Genomic DNA, 15,447 nt, shown 5'->3' on the forward strand with positions numbered 1-15,447 from the left:
TTTTTTAGGACGTTTTTCAATTAGTTTTTTAGGACGTTTTTCAATTAGTTTTTTAGGACGTTTTTCAATTAGTTTTTTAGGACGTTTTTCAATTAGTTTTTTAGGACGTTTTTCAATTAGTTTTTTAGGACGTTTTTCAATTAGTTTTTTAGGACGTTTTTCAATTAGTTTTGAGGACGTTTTTCAGTAATTTTATTGGTCCGAACTTGGTGGCACGTCATATGTGTCAGCAATTTCTCCAGCTACAATTACCTTTCCCACACCCATCTCCTTAGAGACTAAAAGGCAGAGGAATGAAAGGATCATGCATCCAAACATCAGTAACCAGACAGACTTGTACTGGGCTACGGTAGCTATGGACCCGTTAGCAACGTTCATCATCTTCCCTGTTAGAGTCATGAGGATTGCTCCACCCAGGAAGGGAAAAATATTGTATGCACCAATTGCAGTGCCTGCTATTGAAGCCGGGAACCATTCCTTGACCTGAGCATATGATACAACACAAAAACCACCAAAGAACCCAAAGAGGAAGTGGATTATGGTGTATGCCATGGTACTGGTGATGTTACCTGCCTGTAACCAAAGCACGCCCCAGAGGATGACGTAAACAGCCGTGCCTATAAGTAAAACTTTCTTCCTGGACTTGAGCACCTTGTCCGAGAGGTACCCTGCAATCGGGGATCCGCAGATCATGCCTATGGCAACGAAGGAAAGGACACCTGCATAAGTAACCTTATCCCAGCCGAGCACATCCCTGAAAAACGGGCCACCCCAGAGGCCCTGATAGACCATAAGGCTTCCGTACATGAAAAAGAACCAGATTGAAATAGGCCAGAACTTCATCCCGGAACCGAAGGTCTGCTTGAGGGCAGCTCCCATTGAAATCTTTTCAGCGGCCTTTGGAGGGATATACCTCTCACCATTCTCATGGGCTTCGATTTCAGGAATAGAGGGACAATCCATATCTTCGGGCTTGTCCTTCACAAACATGAAGATAGCTACTGCCAACAGGATAGAAAATACCCCGAGAAGGAAGAACACTTTCTGCCAGTCCCCGAGCAAGGTTGCCACTATAGCAAGCGGACCTGCAGCACTAAGAGCACCGGCGTTTCCGATTGAAACCAGGAGACCGGACATAGAAGCAAATTCGTTCTTCTTGAACCATATCGAAAGAACCTTCATTACGGGGACATAGACCATTGCCACACCAACCCCTATGAAAATTCTTCCAATTAGTACCATCGTGAAGTTAGTAGCAACACCTGTGAGAATCGCTCCTGCAGCAGCCAAGAGGGTAAAGACACCGGCGGTCTTTTTAACGCCCCAGCTGTCACTGAGTATCCCACTAGGAAGCTGCATGGCAGTGTATGCATAGAAATAAGCGGAGCCTAGCAGCCCGATAGATGCAGCCCCTACTCCGAAAGTGCTCATAATGTCAGACGCAACCACTGCGGTTGACACCCTGTGGAAGTAGACGAAGAAGTATGCAAGTGCCAAGATAGTGAAAACTATCCAGCGATACTTCAAAACTTTACTAGTTTTTTCTATATTAATCCCCATAGCTATCGCTCACAATAAAATTAATTAAGGATATAAGTGAAAGAAGTGGGAGCCTGAAACTTCCGGAATCCTGATTAAAGGAAAACCATATTTTCAAGCCCCTCTCTTTTTAGGAATATACTAAAAAATGATCTTGTTCACTATGCAGGTTTTTCACACATACTTTTTTGGCGCCGGATCAGAGGTTTTCTGCAGACCAGTCTGCTACTGCCTTGACCCAGGTAACGAGCCTATCATTAGTGCTGAGAGGTGGAGTTCCACATCCAAGTTTGCTTCCCTTTGCACCACCATCAAGGCCCTGCCTGACTTCTGCAATGATCTCTTCTTCCGTACCATTAACCATCAGGAGCGGAGTCACATTTCCGATCACCGGAACATCACCTGCAATCTTCGTAGCTTCACTCATATTGACTGCCTGCTCAATACTGAGACAATTTGCTCCGGTGGCGGCCATGCCTTCAACAATCGGGGTTGTATCTCCGCAGATGTGCAGTTCCCACCGGCATCCTTGCTTTTGGAAGAAGTCTCCAAGCTCCTTTTCTGCCGGAACTGCTACTTCGTAGTAGAACTCAGGCATCACGAGGTTCGGGGATGCTGACGCGTCGGAACAATAAAAGACGTCAGCTCCGGCTTCAGCACAGGCTTCGGCATAGATCTTGCTGATATCGAGAGCCACGGAAAGCCATTCCTGCATTTTCTCCATTTGTTTTTCTTTATGAAGGCACTTGATGCTAAGCAGGGCAAGATTTTCAGCCCCCATCAAGTCTCCGAGAAGGGTAATTGGAGCTTCAATGAGGGAATAGAGAGCAACATCAGGGTATCTTTCCTTTGCAAGTTTAAGTGCATCTATTGTGGTTTTGACAAACTTGTTTTCAAGGAAATCGTCATACTTCACATCCTCCGGTTTTTTATAAGTGCCCCTGACGGAGGGGTGGATGTCAACCCTTCCCATCTTCACATCAAGCCCGGTAGCAGCCGGTTCAACAAACATACCAAAGGCCACGACGAGGTTGTCAACACCTGCATACTTATGAGCACAGCTCGCGATGTCGACCATCATCTCCGCGTTGGAATGAAAGTCAGGCCAAACTGCACCAGTCTTTTCAACATACTCCTTAAGCATTGCAACGCCGGGAATTACCGGAATCCTATCAACAGGTTTCCTGTCGAGCATTGCAAGAACCCTTTCACGGGACGTCATCTCAGCAACCATTTTTATCACCTAATTTTATAGAATATATGCCAGTTTTTACTTTTAAATATTTGAAATCAAAATATGAAAAATATAGAAAGAAATCTTAGCCCCATCTCTCAGCTTCTGAAGCGAAGTCAAAAATGGCCCCTTTTAACCAATTTGCTGCACCGATAGCATCATCTGGAGATGCATCCGCACCGATCTGCGCCGCATATTCAGCCGTAATCGGGGCTCCACCTACCATTACCAGAACCTTGTCCCTGATGCCTTCATCTTCGAGCATCTTGACAACCTTAGGCATCTCACCCATTGTGGTAGTCATCAGGGTGCTTATAGAAAGCGCCGTTGCCCTTTGCTCCTTTGCGGCCTCGATGAACTGATCAGCCGGGACGTCATTTCCAAGGTCCACGCAGTTGAAGCCATTTGCACTGAGCAGGGTCTTTACGAGGTTCTTCCCGATATCGTGGATATCGCCCTCGGCGGATCCAATAACCACTGTAGCAGGCTTTGCACCGCTTTCATCCTGCTTCAGATACGGTTTAAGGATATCCATCCCGCCGTACATGGCAGAGGAAGAAAGCAAGAGATGGGGCACATATGCCTCTCCTCTTGCATATTTTTCCCCGATAAGACTCATGCCTGCAGCAAGCCCTTTGAGAAGGGTCTTGAGTGGATCAAGGCCGACCTGGAGTGCCACCCTTGTCCAGCCAGCGGACATTTCCTCCTCGCCGTTCATAACAAGGAGAGAGAGTTTTTCAAGGGTGATAGGCTTCATGTCAATCCCTGTGTCCAGAAGCTTCCGGGTGAGCTCTTCAATTGTGTCTTCATCCTCATCTTCTGTAGCTTCGTCCAGGGATTCAATCAATTCTCGGACTTCTTCCGGTAAATCATCCATTTCTGCACCTCTGATTCGATTTGTTCACATGACATTGCATACATGACAATGCACTATTGAAACCGCATGCATGACAATGCACTATTGATACTGCACATATTCATCTGAAGGTATAGAGGGGAAGGATCCGGATCTTCTCCATGTTTCACAGAAAGCAATCAAGTCTAAGTTTCAAAAATAGATATAATAACCGTCATCGTAAAAACTCATAACTTTAATAAAAAGACGGTCCTGATAAAAAAAGCACTGTATATATTAAAAATTATATATATCCAATATAATGAGCAACCATTTAAAAAACAAAGAGCCCCTGAAAAATAAACAGGTTAATTTTTGAAGTATCTCTCTATAAAACCTTCAAGCTTTGATGAATTAATAGCCCCATTTATAATATCAACGACGTTGATTTTCCAGCGTGGTGTTGATTTTCGGTCTGATATTGAATTCCAAATAGAACTATAAATATAAATTTCAGATTTATATTTAGTAACTGACCTTCCTCATAGTTACAAAGTATATATAAGTATCGAGAGGAGAACGGATATTCGGGCTTCAGCCTGCTGTTTTAAGTCATATTCTTCAATTTGAGAACCTTTTAGTAGGCATTCGAGGACCTTTTAGTAGGCATTCGAGGACCTTTTATTATGCTCCAGAGTTTTCGGCAGTGCAGGGACCCTCCAAACTAAAAATTCCTTACAGATAATAACCTGGCGTGTCGGAGAATACATCTGATGTTTGCAAATCACTTACTCTCTGCTTTATAAAATTAATAGGAAATAACATAACTTTTATTAAATGTTATACTTATTATATCCCAGAAACTAAGACTGTTGAGAGGCCCATGCATGGAAGACCCTGTTGTTGCAAAAATAAAAAACAAGTTTGATAAAAAAGGAAATCCGGTAAAGATTCCACTTATGAGCGGGAAGCAGTTCTTCGAAGCCCGAGCTGAAGAAGACGGAATCTACGTTGATAACCTGAAAAATCAGCCATTTCTCCCCTGGAAGATATTTTCCGAAGCCATTAATTTTTTGCAGGAAAATAGGGGGCAGGCGAAGAAAGGAAATGCAACAAACTCCAGGCTGGGAGATCCGAACCTTGATCTGAATACTATGGAAGGTTATATTGCCAGTAAAGTCTACGGCTGCAAGATCGGAGATAGCGTATTTAAGAGGATGACGCCAATAGCATCAATTCTTGCCTGGGCTGAAATCTGTGAAAACACAAGAGGACAGCTCTGCCTTCTTTCGGAAATAAAAGAACTTCAAACCTCTGAGTCCAAAAAAGATTGTCCTGAAAAAGATATTTCTTTTACTCCATCAATGGAGGAAAGTAAAGAAAAAGCCGAGATAACTTCTCTTTACACCCAGCTCTCAAACAGAGATACCGAGTTAAAAAGCCTGGAAATAAAACTTGAAGAAAGCCTGCAGAGAATAAAAGAGTTTGATGCACAGTTCACAGGCAAAACAGTAGAACTCAAAGAACTTGAAAAGCTTGTCTTCGAAAAGGAAGGTAAACTGGGGGAACTTGAGAAGGGGATCGTTGAAAAGAACGAACAAATAAAAAACCTTGAGGACAACATTGCTAAAAAAGATGAAGCTGTAAAGAATCTGGAGAATCAGCTTATTCAAAGAGATGAAGCAATAAAAGGACTCGAAGGCCGGATTACTCAAAACAGCAGCATTATTGAAGGACTTAAACTTAAACTGAACGAAAAAGAAGAGGCTATAAGTGTTTTTGAAACGGGGATTCAGGAAAAGGACTCAAAGCTTCAGGAATTCCTTGAAAAACTTGCCGATAAGGATACGGAAATAGGAAAACTTGAGTCAGAGCTGAGTGAAAAAGAAAATGAAAGAAATAGCCTTGATAGAGCACTCAAAGTAAAAGCTGAGGAAATAAGAGCCCTTCATGAAAAATTCCTGGAAAAAGAAAGCACCATGGAAAAACTTGAAGAAAGCATCTCAGTAAAGGATAAGGACCTTAAGATTCTTGCCGAAGAGGTTATTGCAAAGAGTGGGGAAGTAAAGAGTATTGAAGAGAAACTCACCGGAAAAGAGAGAACGATAAACACATTAGAAGCCATGCTTGCCGCAAGCAACGAGAAAGTCAAAAAGCTTGAAAAACAACTTTCAGGATATGAAGGAGAAGAAAAACTGGCAGGGCAGCTCAGGGAAAAAGACGAGTTAATTAAACAGATCAAAGGAACACTTGTAAGCAAAGAAGAAGAAGTTTCCAGGCTCAATGACGAAAACAGGAAGTACAGAATGCAGCAGAAATTTGAAGCTGAAGGATTAAGACAGATAGAAGAACAGAAAGCCTCAAAGAAATGGTGGAAACGCCTGTAAGCCCGAAATTAAAATAGTTCCTTAACAAAAAAACTTCCTTAACAAAAAGACTTTCTTTATATAACATTTGTTTAAAATCGATTAAATTTTGTTCAGTCCAGGCCTTTCGGGGCATGTAGTAAGAAAAGAACTATGAAGCAGGTGAAGAACCATATCAGGGCTGATTTTCCTGAGACTTGTTATCTCCCCGATTATTTCTTCTTCAGTTCTCCCCTGAACCTCCAGTTCCTTTATCTTTTCAAGCACATAAGAAGGTATTACAAAATAATTATTAAGGTCATGCCAGTGCCCGCTGACATCCCCCTTTACCAGGTGAATTCCTGAAGATTCAAGGTACATTTTAATAAATTTGGAAAGTCCATCATAGGAAGATGCGGGAAGCTGAAGAATTTCAATTCCAGGACAGGTCTTGACCAGACTGAAGAGATCCCTGTCCGAGGGCCTAAAAGCAAGATGCACTGCATTCTCCCCGTGTTCCAGGTTAAGGATTTCATCCCTGCTGGTTACCACTCTAATCCGTATACTACCTAGCCCCATTTATGCTCCCACTCCTATGTAAGCATGGATCATTTATTTAATTTTGTATTTCTGTTTTTCGGATCAAATTTCAGTATGTTGAATTAGTAAGCTCCAGATAGGAACCATCATAAGGGCAAAAGAAAATTTCCTGTCGGCGGAATTAAGTGCTTCTGACATCATTGAGTTCCTTCGGAATCTGTTCTAAGCCCGGCTGCTAGAGCCTGCCCAAAGGAAATGCAACCGTCTCCGCACGGAACATGGCGGTGTGTGAGAAATTCAAAGCCTGCTTCCTTCACAATTCCTGCAATGCATGAGGTGATATGGTCGTTGTAGGCAACCCCTCCACTCAGACCGACCTTTTCAAACCCATTTTTCGCAGCGAGGGAGATGGCAATTTCCGAGATTCCTTCTGCAAGGTTCTCTTCAACGGCAAACGCAAGATCCGCAGGGGAATACATTCCCCCGGAGAGTTCATAAACCCCCAGCAGGAGCTCAGTCGTATCAAGTACATGGGCTCCGGATTCTCCCCCTTTTCTGAAAACCAGAGGGAGGTCTAGTCTGTGAACACTTTTCTTTGCTGCAGACTCAAGCTTCATTGCCGGCTCTCCCTCATAAGTCCTCATTCTGCATATGCCCAAAAGCGCTGCAGCTGCATCCAGCACTCTCCCTGCACTGCTGCTCATAGTAACATTGATATTTCTTTGAAGCTGCTGCATAACTGTAGAAAATTCCTGCCTGCCTCTGGGAAAGTAAAGAGGAAGTTTTTCCAGTTCTGCTTCTCCAAGCCTCCCTGAAAGCATACCAAGAACCATGCGGGAAGGAATTTTTACTGCGAGGTCTCCCCCGGGCATAGGCTGAGACAGCAGATTTCCCAGGCGTTCATATCCGAAATACGAGGACCCCAAAAATTCCCCTCCCCAGACTGTGCCATCCCTGCCGTACCCGGCTCCATCAAGGGCAATTCCCAGGACCCGAGAGTCTTCTGGCAGAGAATTGTCCGCCATGAGGGCAAGGATATGGGCGTAGTGGTGCTGGACCTGAAGTGTTTTTTTACCACCCCTGCTCATTGCAAGACGGGTTGTACTAAAAGCAGGGTGAAGGTCACAACCCCAGTTGAGAGGGTCTATACCCGTAAGCCGGGACAGGTGCTGGAAAACCTCAGAATGATACCTGAAGGTTTCCACATAGCTGGTATTTCCGATATACTGGGAGATGTAAGCCAATTTTCCTTTTGCAAGGGTTACTGTCGAGTTCATTTCAGCTCCTACTCCCGCAGAAGCTCCAACTTCGAAAGGCAACTCCACAGGTTCAGGAACAAACCCTCTGGAACGCCGGATAAAAGCCTTCTTTCCGTTCACAACCCGGATAACCGTATCATCGTTCCTGTTTGCAATAACCCTGTTATGCAGCAGGTGAAAATCCACAATCCCTTTGAGTTTTTCAAGTGCTTCCTCATTTTCAACAACCATGGGCCTTCCAGGAAGGTTTGCCGAAGTCATAACGTATACAGAATCCGTCATGAGGTCAAAAAGCAGGTTCTGTGTACCTGTATAGGGAAGCATGACCCCAATGTTATGCAGGTTCGGAGAAACTGATTCTGCCAGTTTGAACTCCTTTGATTTGGGAAGCACGGTTATAGGGCGGCGGAAAGATATGAGGCATTTCCGACCTGCATCTCCAGGTTCTGCAAAGGACTCGACAACCGTTGGATCTTTTGCCATTACCGCGAAAGGCTGCTCCGAACGCCCAAGTCTCCTTCTAAGCTCCTGCACGGGCTCTTCCTTTCGGGCATTGCAGACGATATGAAAACCTCCGAACCCCTTGACAGAAAGAATTGAGCCCTGCTGGAGAAGGTCAGAAGCTTTTGCAATTGCTTCATAACTCTTTGCGAGCACTTTTCCCTGAGAATCCGAAAGCCAGATTTCCGGCCCGCATTTCGGACAACAGACAGGCTGGGCATGATGCCTCCGGTTGAGAGGATCAGTATATTCTACTTCACATTCCCTGCAAAGAGGAAAATCTGCCATTGTAGTATTTTCCCGGTCATAGGGAAGGGCACGAACTGTTGTATAGCGAGGGCCGCAGTTTGTACAGACGGCAAAAGGATAATGATAGTACCTGGAAGAAGGATCAAAGATCTCCAGCCTGCATTCCTCACAGATAGCCGTATCAGGAGGAATTATGGAATTTTCAAACGTTCCGGGTTCACTCTGAATGATAACGAACTCCGGACAGCCAGAAAAAGAGACAGTATTTATTTCTATATTCGTAATCCTGGCAAGTGGAGGTTTTTTTTCAGGAAGGTCATTAAGGAAACTTTCAAGGTTTGCCTTTTTTCCCTCGATAAGGATCTCCACATGGTTTCCAAGATTTTTCACGTGCCCTGAAAGCCTGTGGAATTTTGCAAGCTGATATATGAAGGGGCGAAAGCCGACACCCTGCACTGTGCCGGTCACATGAAGAAGTCTGGCTTCGTTTTGCATAAGGAAATTAGGATTGATATTCGTCGTTAAAATAGCTTTCTAATAATAAGCAGACCAGAGAAAGAGAAATAATAATCCTAAAAAAATAATATGTTGTGCCGAACTCAGAAAAAATAACCGCCCTGAAGTTCAGGTTACGGTAAAATTTGGAAAGATCGTTTTTAAGATAATAATGAACCCGAAAACCATCATTAGAAGGGAGATCAGCCAGGCTGCCTGCAGCAGACGAGCCTGGTTTTCGGGTTCACCCAGTTTAAGTACCGCTCTTTCAATCATATTTGATTGATCGTCGCATCCTGCCATTTCGAATCAAGCTTGATTTTTCATTCTCTCCTTGACTCTCTTCAGCCGGGAAGTACCCTCCCTTTCCATCTCCTCAAGGGTAAAACGAATGTACTTCATGGTTGCAATGAGATCGGGAATAACTTTGAATTCGAGAGCGTTTACACGCCTCTTGGTCTTCTCAATTTCATTAAGAAGCCTTTTCATTGTTGTTTCCAGTTCTGCAGCGGTAATAATCTTCTCTACCAGATCCTCATAGGCTTCTGCAGTCTCATCGATATACGAGTTTGTACCGATGATACCGTAACCCCTCTCATAGAGGGATTTGCGAACTCCAGTAGAGCTGATCTTTGGCACCACAACACCCATGATGTTATGCCCTGAAAGCTGGATTTCGGGGGATTGTTTTGCTGTAAAAGCAGTTGACCTAACAGCAACCATTCCGTTAACAGCACAGGCGAGATTTATTTTTCCCACGCCGTTTTCATAAGCGGCATCCAGCTCTGTCCTGACGTTCCTTGCCTCGTTAAGAATCTTAAAGAACTCAAGAATAAGACCATCTCTCTTCATCTTAAGGAGCTTGTGCCCACTTTCAGAGAGCTTGATTTTCTTCTTGAGCTCAATTAGCTCCGACCGAGTTGGTTTTACGTCTTGAGCCATGACAATCACTGACCCTTTTTGTGTGCAGGATGGTATTTCTGGATGTACTTGTTGTCAATCCTACCCAGCTGGTTTTCAGGTAGGTGTGCAAGAATCTTCCATCCGACGTCCAGAGTATCTGCAATTGTCCTGTTTTCGTTTCTGCCCTGTGTAACGAAATTCTGTTCGAAGAGGTCGGCAAACTCAAGGAATTTAACATCTCTATCAGACAGAGCTTCTTTACCGACGATAGCCACGAGACCTCTCAGGTCACGCCCTTCTGCATAACCTGCATACATCTGGTCAGAAACGGCCTTGTGGTCTTCCCTTGTCTTGCCTGCTCCGATACCGGAGTTCATCAGCCTTGACAGGGACGGCAGCACATTGATTGGCGGATAGATACCTTTTCTGTGCAGTTCTCTTGAAACCACAATCTGGCCTTCAGTAATATATCCGGACAGGTCAGGAATCGGGTGGGTAATATCGTCACCAGGCATAGAAAGAATCGGAATCTGAGTAACTGATCCCTTTGCGCCTTTGACAATACCTGCACGCTCGTAAAGAGTTGCAAGGTCAGTGTACATGTAACCCGGATACCCACGACGTCCAGGGATTTCGTTACGGGCAGCGCCCATCTGACGGAGAGCTTCTGCATAGTTGGTAATATCAGTCAGAATGACAAGAACGTGCATGCCGTGTTCATATGCTAGATATTCAGCTGCAGTCAGAGCCATACGCGGAGTGACGATACGTTCGACAGCAGGGTCATCTGCCAGGTTCAGGAACACCACAGCCCTTTCAAGAGCCCCGGTCTTTTCGAAGTCGCTCATGAAGTACTGGGCTTCTTCATTGGTAATACCCATTGCTGCGAAAACTACTGCGAAAGCCGCTTCTGATCCAGGCACAGCCGCCTGCCTTGCGATCTGCAGGGCGATTTCGTTGTGTGGGAGACCTGAGGCGGAGAAAATAGGCAGCTTCTGTCCACGAACCAGGGTGTTTGTTCCGTCGATTGTGGAGATACCAGTCTGGATGAAATCCTTTGGAGGCAACCTGGCATATGGGTTCATTGCAGCTCCGTTGATGTCCAGAAGCTGGTCAGGCACAATCCTGGGCCCGCCGTCAAGAGGTTCTCCTGAACCTGAAAGGATCCTTCCGAGAAGGTCGATGGATGCAGGGAGCTTCAGGGTTTCCCCTGTGAAGACTACACCACAATTCTTGTCCAGACCAGTAGTACCTTCAAAAATCTGGATAACCACTATGTCCGCTGAAGAGTCCAGCACTTCGCCTCTGCGGGTGGTTCCGTCAGGCAGGTTGACAGTAACGATTTCTTTATAGCCTACAGGCTCTGTTTTTTCAACAAAGACTAGAGGTCCTGCAATCTGAGTTATTGTCTTATATTCTTTTACCATGTTTACCTACCTCTCAGGGATGCAAACTCTTTATCCATCTTTGCCAGGACAGCATTCATAGAAGCATCGAAGTTCTCCTCGAACTTGACCTTGGGAAGCTCATTTTTAGAGTCCATCTTGATAATTTCCGAGACGGGAACACCTGATTTCAAAGCTTCCTGTGCAGCATCACCGAACTTCATGATTGCCTGCATGATCCTGTACTGCTCAGAGAATGGACTGTAGGTATCTATTGGGTGGAATGCGTTCTGCTGCAAGAAGATTTCCCTGATCATACGGGTAATTTCAAGCAAAAGCTGCTGATCGTCTGGCAGAGCGTCGGAACCTACGAGCTGCACGATTTCCTGCAGTTCGGATTCTGTCTGAAGCATCCCCATTGCCCTTTCCCTCATAGCCACATAATCAGGAGCTACGTTATTTGTAAACCAGTCGTTAAGGCTTTCCTTGTACAGACTGTAACTGTTCAGCCAGTTGATAGCCGGGAAGTGACGTCTCTGAGACAGCTTGGCATCGAGAGCCCAGAACACTTTCACGATACGCAGGGTGTTCTGCGTAACAGGCTCTGAGAAGTCACCGCCAGGTGGAGATACTGCTCCAATGACAGTAATAGAACCTTTCGCACCGTTGAGAGATTCAGCAACACCGGAACGCTCGTAGAACTCGGCCAGCCTTGCAGACAGGTATGCTGGGTAACCTTCTTCACCAGGCATTTCTTCCAGACGGGAGGAAATTTCTCTCATAGCTTCTGCCCACCTGGAGGTGGAGTCTGCCATAAGGGAGACGTCTAATCCCATGTCACGGAAGTATTCTGCAATGGTAATTCCGGTGTACACAGATGCTTCTCTTGCAGCCACAGGCATGTTTGAAGTGTTAGCGATAAGAACAGTACGCTCCATCAGTGGGCGGCCTGTCTGAGGGTCTTCGAGTTCAGGGAATTCGCTCAGAACGTCTGCCATCTCATTTCCGCGCTCACCACAGCCGATGTAGACCACAATTTCAGTGTCACTCCACTTTGCAAGCTGCTGCTGAGTAACAGTCTTTCCCGATCCGAAAGGTCCGGGGATTGCAGCAGTTCCGCCTTTTGCCACAGGGAAAAGCCCGTCAAGGATTCTCTGTCCTGTAACCAGAGGCTTATCTGGAGTAAGTTTTTCCCTCACAGGTCTGGGTCTCCTGACAGGCCACCTTTGCATCAGCTGCAATTCGGTCCCATCAGTGAGGGTACAGACTGTGTCTACTACCGTAAAGTTCCCGCTCTTGATGTCGGCAACTGTACCGGAGATGTCGGGAGGCACCATGATCTTATGTTCAATATTCACGGTTTCCTGTACAACACCGATTACATCTCCGCCTTTTACGGAATCGCCCTTTTTGACAATGGGTTTGAATTCCCAGAGTTTCTTGTGGTCAAGCCCATCTGCAGTAACACCTCTGCCAATGAAACCGCCCGTACTTGCAAGCAGGACGTGCAGAGGCCTCTGAACCCCATCATAAATACTAGAAAGAAGACCCGGACCAAGTTCCACGGATAGAGACGAACCTGTAGAATAACAGGGCTCTCCGGGCTTGATGCCTGCGGTCTCTTCGTATACCTGGATGATGGTCTTGGGCCCTAATATCTGGATGACTTCACCCATTAAACCTTCATTACCGACTTTGACCAGGTCATACATTTTTGCCTGTAAGCCGATGGCGGTGACGACAGGCCCAGACACACGATAAATTTCACCTTTTACTTCCACAGATCAACACCTACCGCTTGTTTTATCTTATCTCTTAAACTCGAGCCCGCTCCGCTGCCTCCAAGAGCTACTACTGTGGGCTGGACAGACTCATTCAAGTTTTTCCTTAAAAGTTCCGGCAGATTACCAATGTCATCATTATGCATTACAAGAATCCCGATACTCTTATCTTCAAGCACCGATTTTACCGCGGACTCAGTGGTTGGGACATCAACGACTTCATAGACTTTTCTGATACCCGCCAGCCTGAATCCAGTGACAAACTCGCTCTTTCCGATCACTGCTAATTCCATTAGATAACCACCAACTGGTCTTTAATTAGTGTATCATCGAGACCAGCCTCCTTGCCTCTGAAAATAATCCGGAGGTTGTTGGCCTCATTACTTTTATGGATAATATAGTCCATAATAGTTACAATTGAGATCGGAGATACATGCGAATAAGTGGTTGCAGATTCAAGAGAGTACCTTATGAGCCTGCTTTCAACGATAGTCAGAGAAGCCGTCTCCAGACCCTCGACACTTGAAATTGCATCCCAGTAATGAGTTTTTCGAAGTTCATCGATAAACTGTTCATAAGGAAGCGGTGCCAGTTTCTCGGACTTCAGCTCCAGGCCACCTTCGATCATAAGGGGCATGATCTCATCAGACTTCTCGACTCCTGCTCTTTTCAACCTGAAAAGGGTACCCAGGTTCTTGACATCGACTTCGAGTTTGATGAATCTGACAAAGAGTTTACGGTCCTTGGATCTTGGTTTTCCGATTGCATCAAACAGGCTTGAATAATACGCCTTGTCGAGCTCGTTTTCTATATATGCCAGGTTGGTCCCGTCAAACTCCTGCAGCAGGGGATAGTAGTCGGTCTCTTTCAGGGCATCAATGACTTCCTGATATGTGGCCTTGGCTGCAAGTTCTGACAGGAGGGTATAGGTAAACTCCCCGGCAGAAATCAGAGACTCGAGGATGTCCTCAACGGGTGCATTGTAAATTTTACCACGGAGAAGCGTTTTTATATTCCAGATGTCATATCTTCTAAGATATGCAGTGATCAGGTAGTTCAATTCTCCTGAGGTGATCCTGAGCAACTTATCATAGGTGAGCGCAAGATTCCTGTTTAATGCATGTTCTGCCAGATCGCCACCGCTGTATTTCATTGCCAGTTCGTCAACGTCGTTTTTGTATTCAGATTCCTGGATAAAACGGGTGATTTCATCAATCCCCATATTGAGAAGCCGTGGATACGTTTCTTTAGGAAGCAGCTTACTCTTCATCGCACGGACACGGGTTACGGCATAAGCATAGTTAGAAGTGCCTTTTTTCTTCTTATCGGATTTTCGGGAGGGTTTTGTCCCCCAGAGTCTCTCCAAAAGCCGCATCTAACATCACCCGTATAGATTATCAGATATCTGCTTCAATGAACGCTCATACACGTTTTTCAGGATTGAATCGTATGTGAAATCTAACCTGATTGTCCCGTCTTCGTTTTCAATAACAACGCCGCCGATACAGTCTATATTACCAGAATAACTTAATGAAGATAATTCCCTGGCAGTCTCTTCAGAAGCCTTAGAAGAATAAATTCTAGCGCCGCTAGCTTCATATTTGGTGATAATATGCTTCAATAGCTCTTCTTTTTTGGACGCCGGCATTGACTTGATGCTTTCAACGGTCTGGCTATAAACTTTATCTAGAAGTTCCTTGCGCTTATTAAGCGTAATTCTTTTTACTTCCAGGTTTGCACTTGAGATAACCTGCTGGTGCAGCTTTTGGAGGTCCTCTTCCACCTTGGCAAGGCTGTCCCCGAGCATCTTCTTCTGTACTTCTTTAGCCTCATTAGTAATCTCGGATGCCTTTGCATCGGCTTCGGTTTTTATACGGGAAACCTCGGCTCTTGCACCCTCCTGGATGTCTTTTATAACGATCTCTAGTCCCATGCTTACACCTCCAAATAAATATAGAGCAAAAAAGTGCTCTAAAGCTTAGAGCAGAAACTCTAAGCTTCTTAGAGTGCAACGATACCTAAGGGGAAACTTAGAGCACAGAATCACTCCAGCTCTGCCTGGTAAGGAAAAAACACCCAGAGAAGCTCAGAGTGATGCTCTAAGAAATTTAAGAGCGGAATTCGCTCTTAAATTAAGCAGAATTGATAAGCAATGCAACGACAAGACCGAAGATAACGATGGTTTCAGGAATGACAGTAAGGATAAGTCCCTTACCGAATAACCCTTCGTTTTCTGCCATAGCGCCGATTGCTGCGGTGCCGATTTCCTTTTCAGCCCATGCAGATGCGAGCCCAGTTACTGTGATTGCGAGTGCTGCACCGAGTGCTTTCATTCCATCTGCGTCCAGGAAAGGTCCACTGATTAATTCTTCTCCTACCAT

General features: G+C 45.2%; 15 protein-coding genes. 2 read left to right on the forward strand and 13 right to left on the reverse strand.

Annotation, left to right across the window (positions count from 1 at the left end; translation table 11 throughout):
• On the forward strand, positions 1-190 hold a 190-nt coding region (locus EO93_RS18050), incomplete at its 5' end, for a hypothetical protein (protein WP_235284083.1).
• 2 nt (positions 191-192) lie between these two features.
• Here the strand turns inward: EO93_RS18050 and EO93_RS02660 are convergent.
• The 3 genes from EO93_RS02660 to EO93_RS02670 form a co-directional block, all read right to left on the reverse strand.
• Entirely contained in the window at positions 193-1,497 is a 1,305-nt protein-coding gene (locus EO93_RS02660) for an MFS transporter (protein WP_235284084.1), read from the reverse strand.
• A gap of 241 nt (positions 1,498-1,738) precedes the next feature.
• Positions 1,739-2,773: a uroporphyrinogen decarboxylase family protein gene (locus tag EO93_RS02665; protein WP_048161039.1), complete on the reverse strand. Its 1,035-nt coding sequence runs from the start codon at positions 2,771-2,773 to the stop codon at positions 1,739-1,741.
• Between the two features lie 85 nt (positions 2,774-2,858).
• Positions 2,859-3,650, reverse strand: coding sequence for a corrinoid protein (locus EO93_RS02670; RefSeq protein WP_048161040.1), 792 nt, complete (start codon positions 3,648-3,650; stop codon positions 2,859-2,861).
• 845 nt (positions 3,651-4,495) lie between these two features.
• On the opposite strand from EO93_RS02670, the gene EO93_RS02675 reads away from it, so the two are divergent.
• Positions 4,496-5,995, forward strand: a complete 1,500-nt coding sequence (locus EO93_RS02675) for a hypothetical protein (RefSeq protein ID WP_048161041.1) — start codon at positions 4,496-4,498, stop codon at positions 5,993-5,995.
• Between the two features lie 81 nt (positions 5,996-6,076).
• On the opposite strand, the gene EO93_RS02680 is transcribed toward EO93_RS02675, so the two are convergent.
• From EO93_RS02680 to EO93_RS02725, 10 genes are all read right to left on the reverse strand, one after another.
• Entirely contained in the window at positions 6,077-6,532 is a 456-nt protein-coding gene (locus EO93_RS02680; protein WP_048135976.1) for a DUF1699 family protein, read from the reverse strand.
• A 158-nt stretch (positions 6,533-6,690) separates the two neighbouring features.
• The gene (hypF, locus tag EO93_RS02685; protein ID WP_048161042.1) at positions 6,691-8,997 is read right to left on the reverse strand and encodes a carbamoyltransferase HypF; all 2,307 of its coding nucleotides are present in this window, start codon (positions 8,995-8,997) and stop codon (positions 6,691-6,693) included.
• Positions 8,998-9,126: 129 nt separating this feature from the next.
• The gene (locus tag EO93_RS17865) at positions 9,127-9,300 is read right to left on the reverse strand and encodes a hypothetical protein (protein WP_048135980.1); all 174 of its coding nucleotides are present in this window, start codon (positions 9,298-9,300) and stop codon (positions 9,127-9,129) included.
• A 6-nt stretch (positions 9,301-9,306) separates the two neighbouring features.
• The gene (locus tag EO93_RS02695) at positions 9,307-9,939 is read right to left on the reverse strand and encodes a V-type ATP synthase subunit D (RefSeq protein ID WP_200895057.1); all 633 of its coding nucleotides are present in this window, start codon (positions 9,937-9,939) and stop codon (positions 9,307-9,309) included.
• 5 nt (positions 9,940-9,944) lie between these two features.
• Entirely contained in the window at positions 9,945-11,327 is a 1,383-nt protein-coding gene (locus EO93_RS02700) for an ATP synthase subunit B (RefSeq protein WP_048135984.1), read from the reverse strand.
• 2 nt (positions 11,328-11,329) lie between these two features.
• Positions 11,330-13,066 carry an ATP synthase subunit A gene (locus tag EO93_RS02705; RefSeq protein WP_048161043.1) on the reverse strand — a complete coding sequence of 579 codons (1,737 nt, stop codon included), beginning with the start codon at positions 13,064-13,066 and terminating at the stop codon, positions 11,330-11,332.
• On the reverse strand, positions 13,057-13,359 hold the full coding sequence (locus EO93_RS02710) for a V-type ATP synthase subunit F (RefSeq protein WP_048135989.1): 303 nt from the start codon (positions 13,357-13,359) through the stop codon (positions 13,057-13,059). The genes EO93_RS02705 and EO93_RS02710 overlap by 10 nt, the downstream gene beginning before the upstream one ends.
• On the reverse strand, positions 13,359-14,441 hold the full coding sequence (locus tag EO93_RS02715) for a V-type ATP synthase subunit C (protein ID WP_048161044.1): 1,083 nt from the start codon (positions 14,439-14,441) through the stop codon (positions 13,359-13,361). Before EO93_RS02715 ends, EO93_RS02710 begins: the two co-directional genes overlap by 1 nt.
• Positions 14,442-14,447: 6 nt before the next feature.
• Entirely contained in the window at positions 14,448-14,999 is a 552-nt protein-coding gene (locus EO93_RS02720; protein WP_048135994.1) for a V-type ATP synthase subunit E, read from the reverse strand.
• A gap of 199 nt (positions 15,000-15,198) precedes the next feature.
• On the reverse strand, positions 15,199-15,447 hold the full coding sequence (locus EO93_RS02725; RefSeq protein WP_011024042.1) for a hypothetical protein: 249 nt from the start codon (positions 15,445-15,447) through the stop codon (positions 15,199-15,201).

Origin of the sequence: Methanosarcina sp. 1.H.A.2.2 (genome assembly GCF_000979975.1) — an archaeon.
GTDB lineage: Archaea > Halobacteriota > Methanosarcinia > Methanosarcinales > Methanosarcinaceae > Methanosarcina.